The organism is Alteromonas sp. KC3 (assembly GCF_016756315.1).
In the GTDB taxonomy this organism is placed as follows: Bacteria; Pseudomonadota; Gammaproteobacteria; order Enterobacterales; family Alteromonadaceae; genus Alteromonas.
This window is the reverse complement of the sequence record NZ_AP024235.1, coordinates 1450813-1472456: the sequence shown is the minus strand read 5'-3', so window position 1 is coordinate 1472456 and position 21644 is coordinate 1450813. Positions and strand designations below refer to the sequence as shown.

The window sequence follows — 21644 nt, the reverse complement described above, 5'->3', positions numbered from 1 at the left end:
CTGTCATGGAAAACCACAACGACACTCAACACGGCATTATCTCTTGGTTTGCGCGCAACTCAGTTGCCGCAAACTTAATGATGATTTTTATCATCATTATGGGCATTGTAAGCTACCTCACCATTCAACGTCAGATGTTTCCCAACATCGAAATCAACTATATTAACGTTGAAGCTACTTACCCAGGCGCTTCGCCTCAAGAAATTGAAGAAAGTATCTTCATTAAGGTAGAAGAAGCACTGAAAGACGTTACTGAGATAAAACGTACAGTATCGCGCGCTAGACGTGGCGGCGGTGCGGTTACACTTGAAGTTGACACCAAAGCTGAACTTACTGACGTATTGGATAAGGTAAAACTTCGCGTTGACAGTATCGCAACCTTCCCAGCGGGTATGGAGCCAGTTAACGTTTCACAAGTTGAGTTTCAGCAACAAGTGATTGAAATGCCATTGGTGGGCGACCTTCCCCTTTCTGAACTCAAATTATTGGCAAAAGAAGTTGAGGATGAACTGCTACAGCTTGGCTCTATCTCACTGGTACAAGTGTCGGCACCAAGCGATGAAATAGCGATAGAAATTAAACCCGATACGTTGCGTAAATACGGCATCAATATTTCTGATATTACCCAAGCGATTAACAGCTATTCTGCGAATATCTCTGCCGGCCAACTACGCACTAATTCAGGTATTGTTTCTGTTCGAGTTGAAAACCAGTATTACAACGGTGACGAGTTCAGACAAATCCCTATCAAAATAGGCAATGCTGGCGCTAAAGTAACCCTTGGTGATGTTGCGTACATTAACGATGGGTTTGTAGAAGGCGAGCGGTATTTCAAATACAACGGCATGAACGCGATTTACATCGCAGTAAAAGCGACAAAATCGCAAGACACCATTCCGGTAGCGGAAACAGTAAAAGCCTACATCGAGCAGAAAAATGAAAAGCTACCACAAGGCATTAGCTTAGAAGTATTGGTTGATATGACCTATTACCTCAATGCGCGTTTAGACATGATGCTGTCTAACCTTATGCAGGGTTCTGTGCTCGTTGCCTTCATGCTAACGCTTTTCTTGCGCTTTAGGCTTGCGTTGTGGGTAATGATTGGCTTACCCGTATGCTTTTTAGGCGCAATGATGATGATGCCGTTATTTGGTGTGAGTATTAACATTCTGTCGCTGTTCGCATTTATCATGGTATTAGGTATTGTGGTAGATGATGCCATTGTTATAGGGGAAAGCGCCTACACTGAAATTGAGAGTAAGGGCGGCGGTATTGATAATGTTATTCGCGGAGCGAAACGGGTTGCTACACCTGCAACGTTTGGCGTATTGACCACTATCGCAGTATTTGCGCCATTTACTTTAAGCAGCGGCCCTGAAGGTGCCTTCTTCTACAACATTTCTGTGGTTGTTATTTTGTGCTTGGCGTTCAGTTTGATTGAGTCGAAGCTTATTTTGCCTGCGCATTTGGCGCATACGCGCTTTTCACCAGTTAAACCGACCAGTTGGCGTTCGCGTTTTAACAAGAACTTTTTTAAGTTCGTAAACGGCCCATACAAGCGTACCGTTGAGCGAGCAATTGAATGGCGCTGGGCAGTACTAATGATGTTTATTGCACTGCTTATGCTAAGTTTTGGTCTTATCAATGCTAACTATGTGCGTATGGTGCCCAACCCTAAAGTGCCACACGATTTCCCAAGTGTTCGTATTGAAATGAACGAAAACGTGTCAGATGAAGCAACCATTACTGCGCTTAAAATTGTTGAGCAGACTATCTTGAAAGTAGAGCAAGATATTGTCGACGAATTTGGTACAGGCATGATCCGCGACCGACTTGCATTTAACGATGAGCGCACTGAAGGCCGTATTTTAGCGCCGCTAGTGAATGAAGAAGACCGTCCTATCGACACCTTCGAACTCGCTCGTCGTTGGCGTGAAGCTATTCCTGAAATTTCAGGGATGAAATCGTTTACGGTTATTGATGATGTAAACGGCAATGGCGATGACGGTGAATTTGGTTACCTGTTGTTTGGTCCAGATATTGATACGCTTAACGCAGCAGGCCTTAAATTTATTGAAATGCTGCAGCAGCAAGACGGATTATTTGACGTAAGTTCAACCATTGACCCACCAAGCAAAGAAGTGCAAATGACTTTGCTTCCAGTGGCGTATGACTTGGGCCTTACGCTTTCAAATATTGCGTCACAAGTGGGTGCGGGTTTCTATGGTGGTGAAGCGCAGCGCGTCATCCGAAACGGTGAAGAAGTGCGCGTAATGGTACGCTACCCTGAACTTACCCGTGAACGTTTTGCAGACCTTAAATACACACTGATTAAAACGCCGCAAGGCGAAGAAGTCATGCTGGGTGATGTCGTGGCGCTTGAAGAAAAGCCAGGTATTAGCTATATCCGCCGAGAAGGTGGTTATCGCAGCGTTTACATTTGGGGCAACATTGACGAAGAAAAGGTTGAGCCAAACGAAGTCGTAACTGAAATTAGAGAAAAGCTATTACCTCAGCTTAAGGAGTCGTTCCCTTCTGTCATGACAGAACTCGGTGGCGATATTGAAGAGCAGCAGGCGCAACAAAACGAGCAATTCCTGTTTTTTGTTGCTGCAATGATAATGGTATACATCCTTCTAGCTGTACCACTAAAAAGCTATGGACAGCCACTGATAATCATGTCGGTTATTCCATTTAGCCTAACGGGTGCTATCTGGGGGCACTACTTCCTAGGATTAGACTTATCAATGATGTCGACATTCGGGCTCATAGCTGCGGCTGGTGTTGTGATTAACGACTCACTGGTTATGACGGACTTTGTGAACCAGCGCCGTGCACAAGGCTATAGCGTTAGAGAGGCAGTGGTTGAAGCAGGCACAGCACGCTTTAGGGCCATTACCCTAACGTCTATTACAACGTTTGCGGGTGTATTACCCATCTTGTTTGAAACGAGCCTACAAGCCGCGTTTGTTATACCAATGGCGGCTGCACTTGGTTTTGCAGTACTTTATGCTACCTTGGTGACTTTGATACTAGTACCGTGCTTGTACCTTATTTTGCTTGATTTAGCGGGGCCATTCTCGTTTGTCAAAAGCAAACTAACGTCACGTAAAAAAGCGCCTTACAACGATAGTGCAAGCGACCCAATGGGTGCGCCACAAACCCAGTCAGGCATAGATTAATAAAGCCTGTTCGTATTACCTTTGAAAATCGGCCTTATTACACGGCCGATTTTTTTTTGCAAGAACGAAAATGGTTTGAACCTTCTTTCATTAGACTTCTAGAGCTAAAACCCCTACCCTTTCGAAAAACAACTATTGGACCTTTTATGACTGACACGTTAACGATTAGAAAAGCCACCAGCGACGATATAACGCAAATTCGCCAGTTCATTTTAGAGTTAGCTATTTATGAAAAAGCAGAGCATGAGGTTGAAGCGACAGAAGCTGATTTGCACAACACGCTATTTGGCGAAGGCGCAACAGCGCATTGTGTTATTTGCGAAAATAGCGGCCAGGCAATTGGATTTGCGGTTTACTTTTTCAATTATTCTACGTGGCAAGGTAGAAATGGCCTGTACTTAGAAGACTTGTATGTATCACCCTCTTCACGAGGTCAAGGTGCTGGTAAGGCACTGCTACAACACCTTGCTAAAATTGCAGTAGATAACAACTGCGGACGCTTTGAATGGAGCGTATTAGATTGGAACAAGCCAGCAATAGATTTTTACAACTCGCTTGGCGCTAAACCCAAAAGCGAATGGCTGGGTTATAGAATGGACGGACAGACGTTGATTGATTTTGCCAACAACGGGTAATTTCAGTTAAGGCTCATGCCCATGACCAACAAAAAAGCCATTCGCAAGCGAATGGCTTTTTTACGTCTATAAACTATCTACATTGCAGATATTAAAACGAACCTACCAGCGACAGTCGTGCATTAATAGGCGCACCTACTGTAGCTTGATGTCGAGAGTGTGCGTTCGGGAAGTACAGCGTATCAGTTAGGTTTTCAATGTTAAGCTGCAAACGCATTTTGTCGCTTAAGTCATAGTATGCCGATGCGTCTACACGGGTGTAGCTAGGCAATACTGGCGAGTTTTCTGCCGTTAGAATATAGCTTTCGTCTTGATACGTTGCACCTAAACCAAAACCGAATAGATCATTAACCTGATACGTTGTCCATACCGACAATGTATTTTCTGGTAATTCACGCAGTTCAACACCATCAGCATTTTCGCCGTCTAGGTTGCTGTAATTAGCAGTAATGTACCATTTGTCAGTCAGGTTGCCTTGGAATTGAAGTTCAAAACCCGATACGTCAGAGTCTACTTCTACAAAACCTTCTGGATCGTTTGGATCGTTATCTAGTGATTTTTGCTCATTTTCAAAAATTGCTGCAGTGAAGCTTAAGCCTTGCGCAAAATCCCATTTCACACCAATTTCTTGGTTAGTGAACGTATCTGGGTCTAGTTGGTTAGCATCGCCATTGATATTGGCGTATTGCTCACCACTTCGCGGTAAGAACGACTCGCTGTAGCTTGCATAAATTGAGATATTCTCTTGTGGTTTGTAGACAAGACCAGCACGTGGTGATACTTCTTCGTCTTTGCGATTACGTGTTTCTAACACCGCCGGACGTGCATCGAACACTTCAATATCGAAGCTATCGAAACGCGCGCCGATAACTACATCAAAGTTATCTGACAAAGCAATTTCGTCTTGTACGTAGAAAGAGTAAACGTCCAAGTCTACATGGGTATCATCGTTAAGCGCTGAGAATGAGGTTGTTACTGTCTCACCGTCCGCATTAGTCCCTGTAAGGCCTCTAAAGCTTAATGGGCGCTCTACCGCAAAACGCTCTTTATCGTTGCCAGTTGAATCAAATACTGGATTGAAACGATCTTGGTTAGACTTAGTGTTGATAACTTCACCACCAAAGATAACGGTATGCTCAAAACTACCCGTTTCAAACTCACCTACCAAGTTAGCCGATAAAATCAGGTTTTCACGCTGTGTAGTATCAATGTAACCATCTAGCGTAGCAATATTGGTTTGAGCATCGAAATCAGCAGCGTAAAAGTTTGCGTAAACTTTGTCGTAATCGCCGTAAAATGCGTTGAAGTTACCTTTCAAGTTGTCTGAAAATCTGTGCTGAAGGTTCGCGCGAAATACGTCAGCATCAAGTGTTTGGTAGTTATTTTCCGGATCGCCAAACACAATATCCTCAAACGCTTCAACTGGCTCGCCATTGGCACCTGTTGGAATACCACGGTCAATAAAACGCTCGTGATCAATATACTCGTAAGACAAATCAACAATAGTATTATCGCTAAGTTCTAAGCGTGCTGTAGGGTTGAAGCCATAACGGTCGCCATCGTAAAAATCACGGTGATTTTCTAAACTTTCGTACATAGCGTTAATACGAACTGCTGATCCATCACCCGTATCAATATTGGTGTCTAATTGCAGGTTGTAAGCGCCAAAGGTATTGGCAGATACATTGTAATTTACAAACTGCTCGCCGGTTTTCGCTTTCTTAGATACGCGGTTTAAAATACCCCCTGTACCACCACGGCCGAAAAGCAACGCGTTTGGACCACGCAAAATTTCCACCTGCTCTACATTGTAGAGTGCACGGTAGTATTGAACGTCGTCTCGGTTACCATCTAGATAGAAATCTGCTGTTGAACGCACACCACGAAACACAACAGAGTCACGGTGACCTTCACCCTGTGACGTGTTTACACCTGGTGTGTAATCAATGATCTGACCAATGCTGGTAATACCACGAGCTGTAATCTCTTCAGCCGTCATAATTGATAAACTTTGTGGTACATCAATAATTGGCGTGGGGCTCTTGATTGAGTTTGATTGGTTTACAGAAAGGTACTGACCATTAATCGTTACTCTTTCGATATCTTCTACATCAACTGCCAGCGCAACTGGGCTTAACAATACTGCCGTAGCGATACTCGTAAGTTTAAATTTCAATGTCTATCTCCGTGTGTTCAAACAGGTCTTATATTTTGGGTAAACGGCAAAGTGGCAAATAGCATAGAGAACTAGTGCTCTGAAAAGCTGGCGTTTTACCCAACAAGTTAAGTGCTAATAAGAATCGTTGTCATTTTCGGTTGAGATGATATAGAAAAATGAAGCTGTTGACGAGAGGCAAAGTAAGTTTTTTTGAATGTTGTTTTTATTTTTACTTTATTGCGCAATAAATACGCGTATAAAAAGACAATATATGGTTAAAAGTGGCGGTTTACAGAAAAACGCGCAACGACTCGCACACAACTCAAGCCGTTATGATGACGCATTGTGAAAGGAAAAAGCCTTTATATTGCGCTCTTAAGCGCTGTGAGTGAGTTTAGATATAGAGATGTGAGTTAAGCGGGTCGACCTTTGCCTTACGTTTTAATAGCGAAGGTCAAACACATTAGGAAATTGCATAGCGGCACAGGATGAGTGCTGCGGTATTGTCTGCGACACGCTGTTTGTCCTTGTCGCTTAGGGCATCTTCAATTTTAAACAACTGCGGCCAAAAACACTGGCCCTTTACTAAGCTGTCAATCTCTTCAACTACCCTGTCTAATTCGTCGAAACGCATTTTGCCGTCTGCTTTGGCATCTTTTAACCAACGATGCATTGCGGTTTCTTGTGCCTTGAGTTGAGCAACTTCATCTTTAAGCTTTTCTGGCTCGTAAAAGAAGTGGCCTATAGCTACGCGCGCAAGTTCAAGATGGGTTTCGCTGGCCATAAACTCAATGTCTTGCAAGATAAGATCACGTAATTGTTCATCTAGTGCTATTGCACTGTCATACCGCGTGGTGACGTTTAAAATAGCACTTTGCCACTGCTGTGTGACCAAGTACATGACCAACTCATCTTTTGTCGAAAAGTGATTATACACAGTACGCTTTGATACATTGGCCAGTTCTGCCAGTTTATCCATACTCGTGCCATTCACGCCATATTCCTGAAAAGCCTGCGTAGCAGCCTGAATAATAGCTTCTCGTTTCAAGTCACTGCGCGTTCGCGTATTGCTCGTCATAAAAGGTACTCGTATTTATCTTGCCCGCCATTTTACACCGAACAGTTTACTTTTCAAAGCGCGCACATTAAAATGCACTCACCAGTTTACTTTAGACATTTATGACGTCGCCGTTATCAAATGCCTAATGCGTTTACTATCAATACTATTTTCACTTTACTAATGGATTACATACGCCCATGTCCATGAAACGATTTCCTCTTGTGCTCATGTTGAGCGTCTTCAGTGCAATTACGCTTACTGCTTGTATGTCTGAAAAAACCGTTGAACAGACGGAAAATACACCTCGATACGTCAAGTTAGCCGCAATAGAAACCATCCCTAACTTTGATGAGTTTACCTTTCCCGCTGTGGTATCTGCGGTAAAAACCGTTGACCTTAGTTTTGAAGTGTCGGGCCGCTTAACACAAACTGACTTGGTGACAGGCAGTGATATCACCAAAGGCACGCTACTAGCCTCAATTGATAGAAAACCTTTTGAGAGACGAGTGGAACAGTCAAAAACGCGCTTAGAGCAAGCTAAAAGAGAACTTGATCGCATTGAAAAAATGTTTGCCCAAAAGCTGGTGGCACAAAGTGCGCTTGATTCAGCCATGACATCATACGAGTTAGCGGTAATCGATTTAAAAAACGCTGAACAAGATCTTAGCTACACAGAGTTATACGCTCCCTTTGACGCCAAGGTATCTCAGCGACTGGTAGAAAATAACAGTTTTGTAAAATCAGGTACCGCAATTGCGCGCTTGCAAGATGTATCAAAAATTTATTTCAATATTAATGTGCCCGAGCGTTTGCTTACTGCCAATATTGGCAGAGGCATAAAAGAAGCCAGTGCCACACTCGCCACTAATAGACGTCAGTGGTACCCCGTTCAATACGTTGAGCACTCAACGCAACCTGACCCTGTATCGCAAACTTATGAAGTCGTGTTTGCGATGGCACCAAGAGATGAATTACCGCTAACCCCAGGTGCGCGCGCCGTGGTTAAAGTGAGCTTGCAAGGGACGCTGTATCCAGATGGCGTAGTTGTACCTGTAAAAGCGCTAGTTGGCGATGAGAACAACGGTTTCGCGGTTTGGCTTTACGACGACAAAACCCAACAGGTTTCAAAGCAATCAATTAGTGTGAAACATATCGAAAACAATCTTGCCATTATTGAAGGCAATGTGCAGTTGGGTCAGCAAGTAGTGGCTGCAGGCGCTGCGCAAATGCGAAACGGTATGAAAGTGCTTCCTTACAAGGGAGAGAAGTAGTTTATGGATATTGCACGTTATTCCATAGATAAACCCGTCAACGTATGGCTAATGGTCGTTATACTGCTGCTTGGTGGCATGCTGGCAATGACTAAAATTGGCCGACTTGAAGACCCAGCCTTTACTATTAAGCAGGTAAAAGTGTACACATCCTACCCTGGTGCAAGTGCTGAAAAAGTTGAGCGGGAAGTCACTGAGCGATTGGAAATTGCTATTCAACAAATGCCACAATTAAAAGAAGTCACTTCTGTTTCTTCGCCGGGTCGTTCTGAAATTACCGTCGAGGTCAAAAGTACCTACGATAGCCATTTACTGCCTCAAATTTGGGACGAGTTAAGAAAGCGCCTTCGCGATACTACACCGTCGTTACCAGCAGGTGCACAAGAGCCTGTGGTATTTGACGATTTTGGCGATGTCTATGGCTTGTATTATGCGCTGAGCGCTCCTGATTTCGACACGAGAGAACTTCGCGAATTTGCCCGCATTATTCGCCGTGATCTACTGACTACGGAAGGTGTCGCTAAAGTCAATGTTACCGGTGTTCAAAAAGAACAAATTGTTGCCTACATTAATCCCTATCAACTTGCTGGCTTGGGAATTTCATTTCCCGACCTCGCCTCACTGTTTCAAGACAATCTTCGTCCGTTTAATGGTGGTCGGGTAAAAGTTGATGAAAAAAATGTGCGTATTGTCGTTGAACGCGCGCCTGACAGACTAGAAGAAATATCAAATCTGTCATTGGTGGTTCCAGGTACCAACCGTTCCATTCGCGTTGCGGATGTTGCGACATTAAAACTTGAACCCGCGGATATTCAACCTATTTTAGTCCGCTACAATGGTGAGGAAGCATTAACGCTAAGTGTTTCTGCCCTAACCGATGTGAACATTGTAGATGTTGGTAACCGTGTTAATGCCAAAGTCGATGCGCTATTAAAACAACTCCCTATTGGGATAACTCTGACACCTATTTACGATCAAGCCGCAGTGGTTGATGAGTCGGTTGATGGCTTTATCAATAACCTCGTTATGTCGGTAGCAGTCGTAACTCTCACTCTGTGTTTATTCATGGGGTGGCGCTCAGGTATTGTCGTTGGCAGTGTATTGCTTGTGACGGTATTAGGCACCATTTTAATAATGTGGCTAATGGATATTCAACTACAGCGCATTTCATTAGGTGCCATGGTCATTGCCATGGGAATGTTGGTTGACAACGCTATTGTTGTTGCCGAAGGTATGATGCTAAGAATGGCGACAGGCGCTACGGCCAAAGAAGCAGCCAGCTTTATTGTAAAGCGCACGCAGTGGCCGCTACTTGGCGCCACGGTAATCGGTATTGCTGCCTTCTCGGGCATTGGTTTGTCTAACGATGCAACTGGCGAATTTCTTTACTCATTATTCGCCGTGGTGTTGGTGTCACTGATGATTAGCTGGGTATTGGCCGTGACATTGGTTCCCGTGTTAGGTGCGCAATTCTATAAAAAAGGCATGAGCCAAGCCTCTGATTCTTCACCTTCATTGATGCAACGCTGGTTTAAAAATGCGCTCGTTGGTGCATTGAAGCTTCGCTGGGTAACTATTGGTATGTTGGTGCTTATTACTGTAGTGGCTTATGGCAGCTTTGGCATGGTGAAGCAAGGGTTCTTCCCTCCTTCAAACGCGCCGTTGTTTTTTGTGCATTATTGGGGGCCGCAAGACCGGGATATTCGCGCAACGGAAGCTATCGCCAAAGAAGCGGAACAGCGTATTCTCGAGTTAGACAATGTAACAGCTGTGACAACGTTCATCGGTCAGGGAGCAGACCGTTTTACCCTGACCTACGCGCCGAAAAGTGCGAATGAAAACTATGCGTTTTTTATGGTACGAGCTAACGCGCTTGAAAACATTCCAGCAATACAACAAGCGTTGTCTGGCAGACTCAATAGTCTAGATCTAGACGCTAATTTTTACATGGAGCGTATGCAGTTTGGTCCAGGTGCAGGCGCGAAGTTAGAAGCGCGTTTTTCTGGCCCAGATACCGAGGTACTACGCACCCTCGCCGAACAAGCAAAAACGCTACTGTTTGAGGACGGACAAGTCATTGATATACGTCACAACTGGCGTGAAAAAGGCTTTGCTATTAATACGCAGTACGATAACTACAATGCAGGTATTGCAGGGGTTTCGCATTCTGACTTTAGCCAAACCGTACAATACGCAAGTAGTGGCGTACGTTTAGGCACGGTTCAGGACGGCGATTATGCGTATAGCATTATTGCAAAAATGGGTAATAGCGATGATAGCGAGCTTCAGTCTATTCGCGAATCGCAGGTCTGGTCTACACAACAGCGACAATACATCCCATTTACGCAGGTATCACAAGGCCTGGAGCTCATGACTGAAGAAATGCGCATTCACAGAAAAGATCGCGTGCGCACCATAACCGTTGAAGCTGAACCGGGCGAAAATGAAACGGCTGCAAAAGCCCTTGCGCGTATTCGACCTGTTATCGAAGGTATTACCTTACCGCCGGGCTATTCACTTGAATGGGGTGGTGAATTTGAAAGCTCTAGCGAAGCGCAACAGGCGCTAGGAGCAGGCCTGCCAGCAGGCTTCCTAGTAATGTTCATTATCTCTGTTTTGCTTTTTGGTCATGCACGTCAGCCCCTTATCATCTGGCTTGTGGTACCCATGGCAATTGTGGGTGTGGTGACTGGATTATTGTCAACCGACATGCCGTTTGGTTTTATGTCTTTACTGGGTTTCTTGAGCCTGTTTGGCATGCTCATTAAAAACGCCATCGTACTTATCGAAGAAATCGACCTTCAAATTGAAGAAGGGCTGGTTATTCACAAGGCCATTGTTGAAGCAACGTTAAGTCGTGTTCGTCCTGTGGCGTTAGCGGCTGTTACTACCATACTTGGCATGGCGCCGCTGCTGTTTGATGCGTTCTTTGCCGACATGGCGGTGACCATTATGGGCGGACTTGCCTTTGCGACAGTGCTAACCCTAATTGCAGTACCGGTCCTCTATAGCTTGATGTTTAAAGCCAGTTATCGCAACTATTAACCTCGCTTTTAGCAAGCGAAAAGAGAGTGACCTTTACTAAAGCTGTTTCTGTAAAGGTCACGCTTTCTATTTGTTATCGGTCATTCTCTACCGTTTCGACTGCACTCGCTGCTGCATAAACTGCATTACATCACGCCAAGACACCATGCCTACAGGTCGATTTTTATCGTCTACAATTGGGATACATGAAATTTTGTTACTATTAAACAGCTCGATTGCAGTCACAATAGTATCGTGAGGCTCAAGTGTAATGACCTCTCGTGTCATTATTTGATGCGCTTTCTTGTCCAACGTCGCCCGGTCCAACATTCGCTCACTAATGGTATCTACAAAAGGACTGACTGCTTTCATCAAATCACGATCTGAAATAATACCTTTGAGCTCGTTATCATGCACTACGACGAGATGATGAAACCCAGTCGCGGCAAATAGTTCTCTGAGCGACTGCAAGCTGTCATCCATATGAACACTGACTACGCGTTTAGACATGATGTTAGCAACACCCATCACCTACCCCACTCTTATGGTTTGCCATTATTAGGCCACTGCTTACGAGAAAAAGCCTTTTTGATGAGCATAGAAATGTGAAACTCAAAACGCAAGTACATCGCTTTTATAAGCCCTTTAATAAAGGCTTAATGAAAGTGAGTCGTTTGCATCACAACCAGAATATTAGGTGTTTTATCAATGAAAATTGGGTTATAACGTAAGGAATTATGTAGAGCATGTTGAAAACACTTATGAATATTGAGCACCTAAAGCTCTTTGTGCGCATTGCGAGCACTTCAAATATTAGTCTTGCAGGGCGAGAGCTTAACATATCTCCTGCGGTGGCTAGCGCACACATTGGTAAGCTTGAAGATACATTGGGTGTAAGGCTTGTGCATCGTACAACACGCAAAGTGTCGTTAACCGATGAAGGGCAGTTATTTTTACCCCATGCTCAAGAAGTGCTAGACAGCATAGAAACGGCCCAAGCAGCCGTTGGTACTGGCGCGCGAACGCCTCAGGGTACACTAAGAGTCACCGCTCCAGCGTCGTTTGGGCGCATGCACCTTGTACCAGCCATACATGAGTTTTTGGCTAAGTACCCAAAACTGAATATCGATTTTCGTTTTAGTGACAGCATTTTAGACGTTGTAGATGGTGGTTTTGACGTGGCCATTCGAGATGCAGAACTTAAAGACTCTAACCTGCATGCGAAAAAACTGACTGACGATAAGCGCATTATTGTTGCCTCGCCAGAGTACCTAAAGAAACACGGAGAACCTAAAACGCCAAATGACCTGAAAGAGCATATGGCGGTCAACTTGCCAGCGCTTGACGTTTGGGAATTCAAAACAGGTAACAGCGTTACCTCTATAAAGACTAAAAGCCGGGTCCGCATGGACAACGGTGAAGCCGTGCGAGATGCCTGCGTGGCAGGCTGCGGTCTTACACTTACTGCGACATGGTGTAGCTATGAAAATATAGCTCGTGGTGAACTGGTGCAGGTATTAAAAGACTATCCCGTCGCAACAGACTGTGCCCTTTGGGCCGTGTATCCCAGTAATAGGCTGCTCGCCCCAAAGGTGCGCGCATTCATTGATTTTCTTGCAGAGCGTTTTAGCGGCACACCTTATTGGGATAAAAAGCTTATCGGTATGATTCAATAATCACGCGCTAGTTTTTCGCGATTATCGCTTCAATGGTATTAATAAGCTGCTGGCGGTTATCTGCGCTCATCGCAAATTGATGTGGTGTTGCAAAAACGCCATGATCGTTATCGAAATACTCTCCACAGACATTCTCAAATTGTGAAGAGAGAGCTGCGTCAACGAATATGCTTGCCCCCAGTTTTAAATCGCCGCCGGCTATTCCGTATGCTTCTTTCACCATTTTACTGCCAAGAAGCGACTTGGGGTTAACCGAGACAAAACGCGGCCCACTCTGTGCGTGGCGTTCACCAAGAGACATTGTCCACATGGTAATAGCCAATTTACTTTGTGCATAAGCCTGCGCATCGGATAAAAGTACCTCTCCTCGTAGCGCGTCAAAATTCACGGCCGCTTGAGCAGCAGAAGATACATTTACCACACGGCCAGACGGGGGAATACGCTTCAATACACCTAGAGTGAGCATATAAGGGGCGATAGTATTTACCATGAAACGCACGTCTAACCCTGATTGCGTTAGCGAGTTTGCAATATTAAATACACCCGCGTTATTTATTACTACATCGATACGCTCGTAACGGTTATTCACTGTATCAACAAGTGCCCTTACCTCATCGAAACTCGACAAGTCTGCGCAAAGCGTATCGACGTTTGCTTTTGGATAAGTACTTAATAGTGACTTTTTTACACTTGCTAACTTTACTTTGCTGCGCCCATGTATAATAACCTCAAGGCCCCGCTGTAAGAACATTTTCGCGGTTTCAAAGCCAATTCCATCTGTTGCGCCAGTAATTAAAACGGTTTTCATAACAATACCTAAGCTGTGTTTTGCTGCTTTTAATGAGCCGCATAGAACCAAGTGAATATAGAGCATGGTAACAAGGTGTTGCTAAACAGATAATGTTCATAATTTTTGAATCAGTATCAACGGAATCTATAAACTGAAACCGATTCAAAAATTTACTTATATCGAGAAAGGAATATTTATAAAAACCACCTAGCCACTGCACAGAATTAGGCTTAGACTGCAAAGATAAATATAAAAACGACAGGTATTGTGCAGGTAATTAACTAAATTACTTGCTTGCTTATCATTTTAGAAACAAGGGTTCTCAGTTTAATGTCACAACAAAAAGTAGGTCTAGTGGGCTGGCGCGGTATGGTTGGCTCAGTATTAATGCAGCGCATGCAAGAAGAGCAGGATTTTGCGCACATTGAGCCCACCTTTTTCACTACCTCTCAAAAAGGTAGTGCAGCACCAGATTTTGCAGGCAAAGATGCTGGTGTACTTGAAGATGCGTTCGATATCGACGCACTATCAAAACAAGATATTATTATTACCTGCCAAGGTGGAGACTACACCAAAGCGGTTTACGCCGATTTGCGCGCGACGGGCTGGAAAGGCTACTGGATAGATGCAGCATCAGCCCTGCGTATGAAAGACGACGCCGTTATTATACTCGACCCAGTAAATCGAAAAGAAATTGATAACGGCATGGCAAACGGCATACGCACGTATGTCGGCGGTAACTGCACTGTTTCACTTATGCTACTGGCGCTTGGCGGCTTGTTTGAGAAAGATCTTGTCGAGTGGGCATCACCTATGACCTATCAAGCAGCGTCGGGCTCTGGTGCAAAACACATGCGCGAGCTGATAAGCCAAATGGGTGCTATCCACAGCAACGTGAAAGATAAAATTGATGATCCGGCTACGGCCATTTTAGACATTGACCAACAAGTTGCCGAATTTATTCGCAGTAACGAATATCCAAGTGACCAGTTTGGCGTGCCATTAGCAGGCAGTCTTATTCCTTACATCGATTCGCAGCTTCCTTCTGGTCAAAGCCGCGAAGAGTGGAAAGCACAGGCAGAAGCTAACAAGATTTTAGGCACATCAAGGGGTGAAGTACCTATTGATGGTATTTGTGTACGTGTAGGTGCTATGCGTTGTCACAGCCAAGCCATTACCTTAAAGCTGAAAAAAGACTTAAGTGTAACGGAAATAGAGCAAATCCTAGCCCAGCATAATGATTGGGTGAAAGTCGTGCCCAATGACCGCGACGCCACTATGCAAGAGCTTACTCCAGCAAAAGTAACTGGGACCTTGTCTATTCCTGTAGGTAGAATTCGCAAACTGACCATGGGGCCTGAATATATTTCGGCGTTTACTGTGGGCGACCAACTACTTTGGGGTGCCGCTGAACCGCTTCGCAGAATGCTCAGAATTGTTCTAGAACAAGCTTAATACTCAGCAAAACGCCCCAGACATGGGGCGTTTTTTATGCTAGTTATCAGACTCTGACCACACCGCTAGTTCATTACCGCCTGGCTCGATAAAATGGAAACGACAACCGCCTGGAAATGAGAAAATCGGCTTACAGATAATGCCACCAGCCTGCTCAACCTTAGCTTGAGTGTTGCTAATATTTGCAGAGTAAAATACCAACAGCGGTGCACCGTTTTGCGCTTGTGTAACCCTGTCACTTGAAAATATTCCGCCGTCGAGGCCCGCATTTGAAAACGCACTGTATTCACTGCCGTAATCTATAAACTCCCAGTTAAAAACATCACTAAAAAACTGTTTTGACGCGGATAAGTTTAGCGATGCAAATTCGACGTAGTTAAGCTTTACGTTTTCTTCCATGACACATCCTTTGATTGATTCAATCCACGTTTCAAAAATAGCGTATCTGAAGCAAATTACCAAGCACCAAAAACGGTGATTTTTTCTTATGCTAGCGACGGCGAGGGCGACCCTTTTTAGCCTTGTTGTTTGTTTTTAGGCCAAGTGCTTGGGCGCGCAGGTTTTTCTTTGAAGACTTGCGTTTAACGTTATTCGATGGCTCTTGTGCATCGGGGTTAGGTTCAAACCCTTCTTGCCACTGTAATAAAAAATGCGCTGAAGTAAGCTTTTCAATGTCAGCCAAGAGGTATTTTTCTTTATGCGATACGAGCGACACTGCCAAGCCTGCATTACCGGCGCGGCCAGTTCGCCCAATTCGATGAATATAGTCTTCGGCATTGTAAGGAAGTTCAAAGTTGATCACATACTGCAACTGGTCAATATCTAGGCCTCTAGCCGCAACGTCGGTTGCGACAAGCACTCTCACTTTACCTGTTTTGAAATCTTCCAAACCGCGATCACGGGCCCCTTGAGACTTGTCACCATGAATGGGTGCCGTGCTGATCCCATCTTTTTTTAGCTCTTTGGCAAGGTCATCTACCGCTTGTTTGGTGCGCGTAAATATAAGTACCTGATGCCAATTATTCGCGCCAATTAAAAAGGCCGTTAGCGCAGCTTTACGTTGACTGTCCACTTCGTAAAAGCGCTGTTCAATTTGTGTAGCCGTCGCGTTTCGCTGTGCTACTTCAATCAGCTTTGGCTGGTTTAGCATTGTTTTACTTAAAGCGAACACTTCATCATTAAACGTAGCCGAGAAAAATAGTGTCTGAATGCCCTCAGGCAAGCGCTTAAGAATACGCGTAATATCAGTGATAAAGCCCATATCTAGCATACGGTCGGCCTCATCTAGCACCAGTGTTGTTAGGTTATTAAGGTCAATGAACTCTTTTATAACAAGTTCGAGTAAACGTCCTGGCGTTGCGACAAGCACATCACAGCCTTCACTCAATGCGGCAAGTTGTGGATTTATACTGGCACCGCCATAGGCTGCAACGGTATTTAAATTTAGACCTTCGCTATAGCGCACGAAACTTTGGTGCACTTGCTGAGCAAGCTCTCTCGTAGGCGTTAACACCAACACGCGAATGTCACTATTTGCTTCCTTTTGGGCAGTAATACGGTGAATTAGCGGCAGCGCAAAAGCGGCAGTTTTCCCAGTTCCCGTTTGCGCACCAGCCATCACGTCATGACCTGCAAGAACCTGTGGAATTGCTGCTTGCTGGATAGGCGTTGGGTCTTCATAACCTAATGCATCAAGAGTAGTTAGTAGATTTGCCTGCAAACCTAAGGTTGAAAAAACCATAAAAATACCGCTATTTGAAATTGAAAACGCGTCATTATAACACTGTATAAGGCTGAGGCGGCATGTACCTTGTTTTCATGTCTTATCAGCCGAGTGTCACATGAGCTGAGCAGGTAACAACATTGGACTACCTTTTTTCTTGCGCTCGGCGTCTTTCACTAACGCTACAATTTTACTGTTTACCGGCGTACTGATACCGCTTAGTCGACCGAGCCGCTCTATTTCACCGTTCAAAAAATCAATTTCGGTTCGTCTACCCAGCGCTAAGTCTTCATACATTGACGAACGCGCTTGTGGGTCAATTTTAAGAGTAGAAGCCGCAACAATTTGGAACAGTGTATTAGGAAGAACCATGATAGTTGGCATTAGTTTCGGGATAACCTTCCCCGTTCTTGCCACAGTGATGCCATGTGCCTTAAACACGTGAAGGGCTTCTTTGAGTACTTTGGCCATTACTAAGCGATAAGCTCTATTCCCAAGCTGCTGCTTTAGGGGGATTCCAGAAAGCGCATTTACTGCATTGTTCAAGTTCATGATCAGTTTTCCGTACTGAACTGCAGTTATATCGTCATACACGGTGACATGTAGCAAGGCTTTGTTAAACTTCTCAAGCAAACTGCCGCATGTTCCGTCTTTATCTTCAATGGCTAAATTACCTTCTGTGCCACAATGAAAATGTCCTTTTCCCTCATAGAAGACATTGAATGGCACCATTCCTTTGATAACTTTCTGCGACAAGGTCTTTGCGAGAACATCGCCGTTAGTAACGCCATTTTGAAAACTCACAATCACCGCATTGGGGTTAGCATGCGCTTGAATAAGCGTTGCAGCCTCTTGTGTATCTTGGCTTTTAACACACAGTAAAATGAAGTCGGCCGATGCGAGAGCATCATTTGTTACCGAAAAATTCACACCGGCTGAATCGACGAAGACATCCCTACCTTGCCAATCTGTAAGCGTTAGGCCATTTTTTGAAATGTCATTTTGAAGTCGTTCTCGACCTATGAAGGTCAATGAGCTAGACAACTCGGGGTTACCAGCAAGTAAGCATCCTCCGAGATAGCAACCTATGCTTCCCGCCCCTAAGATCACAATATTGCTTGCGTTGTTACCTTTACTCATTGCTTCTCGCATGTACTGCTAAGCGCCTTTATGTTCGTGCGCTGATTTAATACCTTAACACTACATTTACAAATAAATGACTGGTAGTACAGGTTTTTCAATCACGCTGATTCAAACTTTCAATTTTCGCCGTTTTTTCTAACGCTTTACTATAGCGCAAGGTAGTTAATAAATTAGCGGTTTGCGCGAGGTTTTCTAATGTCAGGTCATTCATCATCCAACGTGGTAACACTTAGTGGTAGTCAGGCAACTAAGGTAGCCTTGGTTGCCGAAGGTGGTGGACAACGTGGTATTTTCACTGCAGGTGTATTAGATACATGGCTTGAAAACAATTACGACCCATTTGATATTCTAATTGGCACGTCTGCTGGCTCTCAAAACCTTACTAGTTATGTTGCGCGTCAAAAAGGGTACGCAAAGCGTCTTATCCGTGGCCTTACTCGCCACAAACGCTTTTTTCAACTAGGTCGTGCGCTAACAGGTAAGCACATTGTCGACTTAGATTGGTATTTTGATAAAACCAGAGAGGCCAAGCGTTTGCTTGACTTCGACACCGCATTAGAAAATGTACACGGTAGAGAAATATTATTTACTGCCACTAACGTTCGTGACAGAAAAGCGTACTACCTTAACCCACTCACAAGCCAAAACGCATGGGTGGATTTAATTAAGGCATCGAGCGCATTGCCTATGTTATACAAACAGGGCGTGCCGCTTACCACCTTACACGAGTACGATGTTAATGCCGCAAATACTGACTTTTACTTAGACGGCGGATTAGCTGCACCGCTTCCTGTAATAGAAGCCTATGAGCGTGGCGCGCGTAAGATTGTTGTTATTCGTACAGTGGATAGCAGTTTTCAAGCCCAATCAGTTTGGTTACAGCGGCTAAGTACCGTTATGTGCGCGACAGGACAATGCCCAAAAACAATCGATTATTTGCTGCAGCATGAACGCGCCTATCAAAAAGCGCTAGCATTTATTGAAAATCCGCCTGAAGACGTCGAAATAGTACAAATATTTGCTGAACAGAAGTTACAGAGTAAGTTGCTGGGCAGTAGTGATGCAGAACTTAAGCACGACTATAAACTGGGTCTCAAGGCAGGAGAACACTTCTTGCAATCACAACCCGAGGTATCTAGCGATTTCACAACAAACAAGGTTCGTTCGTTGTTAGCATCAAATGGTGTTACAGGTGGGCAAAATCAACCAAAGCGTACGACATTGTCGTACGCTTAATGTAAGTCACAGGCTGCTCACCGCAACTCGAACATGTGCTCAACAGGTACATCAAAGTATTTCGCTATTTTAAGCGCAATGACCACGGATGGCGTGAAGCGCCCTGTTTCTACCGTGCTAATTGTTTTGCGAGAAACCCCTATTGCATCAGCCAGTTCTTGCTGAGAGATTTTATGCTGCAACCTAAACTTGTGGATGTGGTTGTCTAACTCCTCATTCATTTAGGTCTTCCTCTCGCAGTTTCGCCACAATAATGCCACCGTGCACTAAAAATGCGACGCTCACTAACAGTTGAACAACAGTGTTAAGCGGCAGTGGCGAAACAAGCGCTTTAAACCACATATCACTACCAAAAAAGCCAATGATAATGCCGCCGTACATCATAATGTGACAGGTAATTCGCAAACTTGTACCACTTACAAAGTCAACGTATTCGTCATTGAATTTTAGCGTCCAAAACCCGACTCTATTGAGGTTTCTTGTGTATTTAAACGACCTAATGCACAGCGTGATCACCGCAGTTAGCGCAACCAATGTTCCACCACCAAGTACCCACTCCCAAGCCGTATCCTGACCGATGTTGGCATTTGACAATGCGGTAAAAAACAATATAAAAGCCACAGCAATACTCGATTGCCCTATCAAAGACAGGTAGTCCTCTTCCATTGCTGCTGTTACTTCAGAAGGTGAAGTGTGTGTCATAAATTAAATCCTTTGCGTAGTTCGCACGGTAAATGCGACAAACTAAAAAAGTAAAACGTTATATCGAGCCATGGCATAGTGGGAAACCGTCGGTTCTATGATACCTAAACCAACCATATGTAACCCTTAGGTATCAATGATACCCAAAGGTTACATGAAAGCAAGTTATTTTTTAGACTGTGCGCGGAATTAATCTACAATTTCGCGTAATGACACACGAGACAACCACTTATTATCCAAACAAACCTCAAGTTGTCGTAGCCATGTAGAGAGTGCACGAAGGTGATTGTCTGAAGACACATGGGTATTCAACCACGATTCGTTGTCTATCAACCATAGCGGCGACTTTTCTAGGATATCAGTGGTTAAAGCGATAGGCGGCAATGCTAATGCAAGCGCAGCCATCGTTTGGTGCTGTCTTAAGTCATGGTCCCTGACCAATTCAGCATTCATAAGTCTTAAATCATCAATGGTAAAGATCTGTAACTTATGCAGGCGCTTGGTAAGCTGTGGACCTACGCCTTGAAGGTGAATAACCTCAATATCGCCTTTTAAGCCTTTCCATTTCGCAGGTACCGGTTGTGTATCAAAAGCATGAACGTTGTAGTTAATGTCTAGTAACCACCCTTGTTGGGCTAGCGGGTAGCGCTGGACATCAAGCTGGGGAGCCGTTTCACTGTTATCTCCGTTATCAGTTAGTTGCCCCATTCTTACTCGGATACTCTCTACACCAAAGCCTGACTGCTGATTGGCTAGGGTGTTCATCACCGTTGCCATTTCAGCGTGAATCAGCCAAATTAAGCTCTGTACGTCTGTGGAAGTAGTCATAAAATGGACTTGAAGTGAATTTCAACTTCGCTGTAAATGTTTGCGCTGCTTTGTGCGTCCTGCGGCGCTCGGTTACTCGCAGGCGTAATGTTAAGCCTTGTTTTTATCAGTTTTGACGTATCAATAACACCGGCAAATCGATTGGCCACTGACAAATTGTTCACAGCGAAATTGTTGGTTATTACTGCATTGTTGCTCGGCGCAGAGTTACTCTCATCTTCCTCTTCCTGCGAGCCCTCATCCTTCATGCTGAATGTTAGCTTGGCGTTGATCTTGCCGTGATCGACAGACAACTTGGGAATACCATTTATCAATACATCAGAAAGCAGTTGGCGCTGTTTCTGCGCAATGTTAAACATTACGGCATTTTTTATTTTCTTTGCACCTTCTTCGGTTAACTTTTTACCTGAGAAGTGTAGTTTTTCTTCCAGCGAAATTCCTAAATCATTAAAGAACGGTGGCTGCTCTTCCTTTTGTTGCGTTGGTGGCTGGTACGGTGCGCCCTTGTAGACCGCATGTGCAGTATCACTATCAAAAGGGTAGCGCTGCTTGAGATTCTCTTCTAACTGAAACACAAGATCGTCGTCTTGCATGCACATTGCAACAAACTCGTCGTCCGAAAGTGACAGTAAATTCGTGAGTTCGGTTATTTTATCTTGCTGTTCGATTTGCGATGCGAGAACCGCACCAAAGGTATCTGAGATGAGTTTTGCCACAAACTCGGCAAAACCCAGCTCATTAAGAGCTGAGTTTGACATGGC

18 protein-coding genes are annotated in these 21644 nt (G+C 44.4%); 7 read left to right on the top strand and 11 right to left on the bottom strand.

Features of this window, described 5'->3' with window-relative positions; genetic code table 11:
• Window positions 1-5: 5 nt before the first annotated feature.
• Complete coding sequence (locus tag JN178_RS06555) at window positions 6-3182, top strand: efflux RND transporter permease subunit (protein ID WP_202264614.1); 3177 nt, start codon at window positions 6-8, stop codon at window positions 3180-3182.
• Between the two features lie 146 nt (window positions 3183-3328).
• On the top strand, window positions 3329-3817 hold the full coding sequence (locus JN178_RS06550; RefSeq protein ID WP_202264612.1) for a GNAT family N-acetyltransferase: 489 nt from the start codon (window positions 3329-3331) through the stop codon (window positions 3815-3817).
• Window positions 3818-3908: 91 nt separating this feature from the next.
• Here JN178_RS06550 and JN178_RS06545 read toward each other — a convergent pair whose 3' ends face one another.
• Together JN178_RS06545 and JN178_RS06540 are read right to left on the bottom strand one after the other, a co-directional pair.
• Window positions 3909-5993: a TonB-dependent receptor gene (locus tag JN178_RS06545; protein WP_202264610.1), complete on the bottom strand. Its 2085-nt coding sequence runs from the start codon at window positions 5991-5993 to the stop codon at window positions 3909-3911.
• A gap of 445 nt (window positions 5994-6438) precedes the next feature.
• On the bottom strand, window positions 6439-7053 hold the full coding sequence (locus JN178_RS06540; RefSeq protein ID WP_202264609.1) for a TetR/AcrR family transcriptional regulator: 615 nt from the start codon (window positions 7051-7053) through the stop codon (window positions 6439-6441).
• Between the two features lie 185 nt (window positions 7054-7238).
• Here JN178_RS06540 and JN178_RS06535 point away from each other — a divergent pair, with 185 nt between their 5' ends.
• The gene (locus JN178_RS06535) at window positions 7239-8306 is read left to right on the top strand and encodes an efflux RND transporter periplasmic adaptor subunit (protein ID WP_202265946.1); all 1068 of its coding nucleotides are present in this window, start codon (window positions 7239-7241) and stop codon (window positions 8304-8306) included.
• Between the two features lie 3 nt (window positions 8307-8309).
• The gene (locus tag JN178_RS06530; RefSeq protein ID WP_202264607.1) at window positions 8310-11351 is read left to right on the top strand and encodes an efflux RND transporter permease subunit; all 3042 of its coding nucleotides are present in this window, start codon (window positions 8310-8312) and stop codon (window positions 11349-11351) included.
• 87 nt (window positions 11352-11438) lie between these two features.
• Here JN178_RS06530 and JN178_RS06525 read toward each other — a convergent pair whose 3' ends face one another.
• Window positions 11439-11858 (bottom strand): CBS domain-containing protein, encoded by a 420-nt coding sequence (locus JN178_RS06525; RefSeq protein ID WP_159623057.1) that lies wholly within the window; start codon window positions 11856-11858, stop codon window positions 11439-11441.
• Between the two features lie 233 nt (window positions 11859-12091).
• On the opposite strand from JN178_RS06525, the gene JN178_RS06520 reads away from it, so the two are divergent.
• Window positions 12092-13006 (top strand): LysR family transcriptional regulator, encoded by a 915-nt coding sequence (locus JN178_RS06520; protein ID WP_202265944.1) that lies wholly within the window; start codon window positions 12092-12094, stop codon window positions 13004-13006.
• 7 nt (window positions 13007-13013) lie between these two features.
• Here the strand turns inward: JN178_RS06520 and JN178_RS06515 are convergent, their stop codons facing one another.
• Window positions 13014-13814, bottom strand: coding sequence for an SDR family NAD(P)-dependent oxidoreductase (locus JN178_RS06515; protein WP_202264605.1), 801 nt, complete (start codon window positions 13812-13814; stop codon window positions 13014-13016).
• 312 nt (window positions 13815-14126) lie between these two features.
• On the opposite strand from JN178_RS06515, the gene asd reads away from it, so the two are divergent.
• Complete coding sequence (gene asd, locus JN178_RS06510; protein WP_202264603.1) at window positions 14127-15251, top strand: aspartate-semialdehyde dehydrogenase; 1125 nt, start codon at window positions 14127-14129, stop codon at window positions 15249-15251.
• A gap of 39 nt (window positions 15252-15290) precedes the next feature.
• Here asd and JN178_RS06505 read toward each other — a convergent pair whose 3' ends face one another.
• The 3 genes from JN178_RS06505 to JN178_RS06495 all read right to left on the bottom strand — a co-directional run bounded on the left by JN178_RS06505 (window position 15291) and on the right by JN178_RS06495 (window position 18114).
• Window positions 15291-15650 carry a VOC family protein gene (locus tag JN178_RS06505; RefSeq protein ID WP_202264601.1) on the bottom strand — a complete coding sequence of 120 codons (360 nt, stop codon included), beginning with the start codon at window positions 15648-15650 and terminating at the stop codon, window positions 15291-15293.
• Between the two features lie 91 nt (window positions 15651-15741).
• Entirely contained in the window at window positions 15742-16992 is a 1251-nt protein-coding gene (locus tag JN178_RS06500; RefSeq protein ID WP_202264599.1) for a DEAD/DEAH box helicase, read from the bottom strand.
• 96 nt (window positions 16993-17088) lie between these two features.
• Window positions 17089-18114: a 2-dehydropantoate 2-reductase gene (locus JN178_RS06495; RefSeq protein WP_202264597.1), complete on the bottom strand. Its 1026-nt coding sequence runs from the start codon at window positions 18112-18114 to the stop codon at window positions 17089-17091.
• Between the two features lie 198 nt (window positions 18115-18312).
• Between JN178_RS06495 and JN178_RS06490 the strand changes: the two genes are divergently transcribed.
• On the top strand, window positions 18313-19353 hold the full coding sequence (locus tag JN178_RS06490; protein ID WP_202264596.1) for a patatin-like phospholipase family protein: 1041 nt from the start codon (window positions 18313-18315) through the stop codon (window positions 19351-19353).
• A gap of 17 nt (window positions 19354-19370) precedes the next feature.
• Here JN178_RS06490 and JN178_RS06485 read toward each other — a convergent pair whose 3' ends face one another.
• The 4 genes from JN178_RS06485 to JN178_RS06470 all read right to left on the bottom strand — a co-directional run bounded on the left by JN178_RS06485 (window position 19371) and on the right by JN178_RS06470 (window position 21641).
• A complete protein-coding gene (locus tag JN178_RS06485) occupies window positions 19371-19574 on the bottom strand; it encodes a helix-turn-helix transcriptional regulator (RefSeq protein ID WP_202264594.1) in 204 nt (67 codons plus the stop codon).
• Window positions 19567-20055: a hypothetical protein gene (locus JN178_RS06480; protein ID WP_202264592.1), complete on the bottom strand. Its 489-nt coding sequence runs from the start codon at window positions 20053-20055 to the stop codon at window positions 19567-19569. Before JN178_RS06480 ends, JN178_RS06485 begins: the two co-directional genes overlap by 8 nt.
• A 189-nt stretch (window positions 20056-20244) precedes the next feature.
• On the bottom strand, window positions 20245-20883 hold the full coding sequence (locus JN178_RS06475) for a hypothetical protein (protein WP_202264590.1): 639 nt from the start codon (window positions 20881-20883) through the stop codon (window positions 20245-20247).
• Window positions 20880-21641, bottom strand: a complete 762-nt coding sequence (locus JN178_RS06470) for a hypothetical protein (protein WP_202264588.1) — start codon at window positions 21639-21641, stop codon at window positions 20880-20882. The genes JN178_RS06475 and JN178_RS06470 overlap by 4 nt, the downstream gene beginning before the upstream one ends.
• Window positions 21642-21644 lie beyond the last annotated feature (3 nt).

What these genes read in the sequence shown, in the direction of transcription:
- JN178_RS06555 (WP_202264614.1), top strand. Translation starts at nt 6, where the DNA reads ATGGAAAACCACAACGACACTCAACACGGCATTATCTCTTGGTTTGCG.
- JN178_RS06550 (WP_202264612.1), top strand. Translation starts at nt 3,329, where the DNA reads ATGACTGACACGTTAACGATTAGAAAAGCCACCAGCGACGATATAACG.
- JN178_RS06540 (WP_202264609.1), bottom strand. Translation starts at nt 7,053, where the DNA reads ATGACGAGCAATACGCGAACGCGCAGTGACTTGAAACGAGAAGCTATT.
- JN178_RS06535 (WP_202265946.1), top strand. Translation starts at nt 7,239, where the DNA reads ATGAAACGATTTCCTCTTGTGCTCATGTTGAGCGTCTTCAGTGCAATT.
- JN178_RS06530 (WP_202264607.1), top strand. Translation starts at nt 8,310, where the DNA reads ATGGATATTGCACGTTATTCCATAGATAAACCCGTCAACGTATGGCTA.
- JN178_RS06525 (WP_159623057.1), bottom strand. Translation starts at nt 11,858, where the DNA reads ATGGGTGTTGCTAACATCATGTCTAAACGCGTAGTCAGTGTTCATATG.
- JN178_RS06520 (WP_202265944.1), top strand. Translation starts at nt 12,092, where the DNA reads ATGAATATTGAGCACCTAAAGCTCTTTGTGCGCATTGCGAGCACTTCA.
- JN178_RS06515 (WP_202264605.1), bottom strand. Translation starts at nt 13,814, where the DNA reads ATGAAAACCGTTTTAATTACTGGCGCAACAGATGGAATTGGCTTTGAA.
- asd (WP_202264603.1), top strand. Translation starts at nt 14,127, where the DNA reads ATGTCACAACAAAAAGTAGGTCTAGTGGGCTGGCGCGGTATGGTTGGC.
- JN178_RS06505 (WP_202264601.1), bottom strand. Translation starts at nt 15,650, where the DNA reads ATGGAAGAAAACGTAAAGCTTAACTACGTCGAATTTGCATCGCTAAAC.
- JN178_RS06500 (WP_202264599.1), bottom strand. Translation starts at nt 16,992, where the DNA reads ATGGTTTTTTCAACCTTAGGTTTGCAGGCAAATCTACTAACTACTCTT.
- JN178_RS06495 (WP_202264597.1), bottom strand. Translation starts at nt 18,114, where the DNA reads ATGAGTAAAGGTAACAACGCAAGCAATATTGTGATCTTAGGGGCGGGA.
- JN178_RS06490 (WP_202264596.1), top strand. Translation starts at nt 18,313, where the DNA reads ATGTCAGGTCATTCATCATCCAACGTGGTAACACTTAGTGGTAGTCAG.
- JN178_RS06485 (WP_202264594.1), bottom strand. Translation starts at nt 19,574, where the DNA reads ATGAATGAGGAGTTAGACAACCACATCCACAAGTTTAGGTTGCAGCAT.
- JN178_RS06480 (WP_202264592.1), bottom strand. Translation starts at nt 20,055, where the DNA reads ATGACACACACTTCACCTTCTGAAGTAACAGCAGCAATGGAAGAGGAC.
- JN178_RS06475 (WP_202264590.1), bottom strand. Translation starts at nt 20,883, where the DNA reads ATGACTACTTCCACAGACGTACAGAGCTTAATTTGGCTGATTCACGCT.
- JN178_RS06470 (WP_202264588.1), bottom strand. Translation starts at nt 21,641, where the DNA reads ATGTCAAACTCAGCTCTTAATGAGCTGGGTTTTGCCGAGTTTGTGGCA.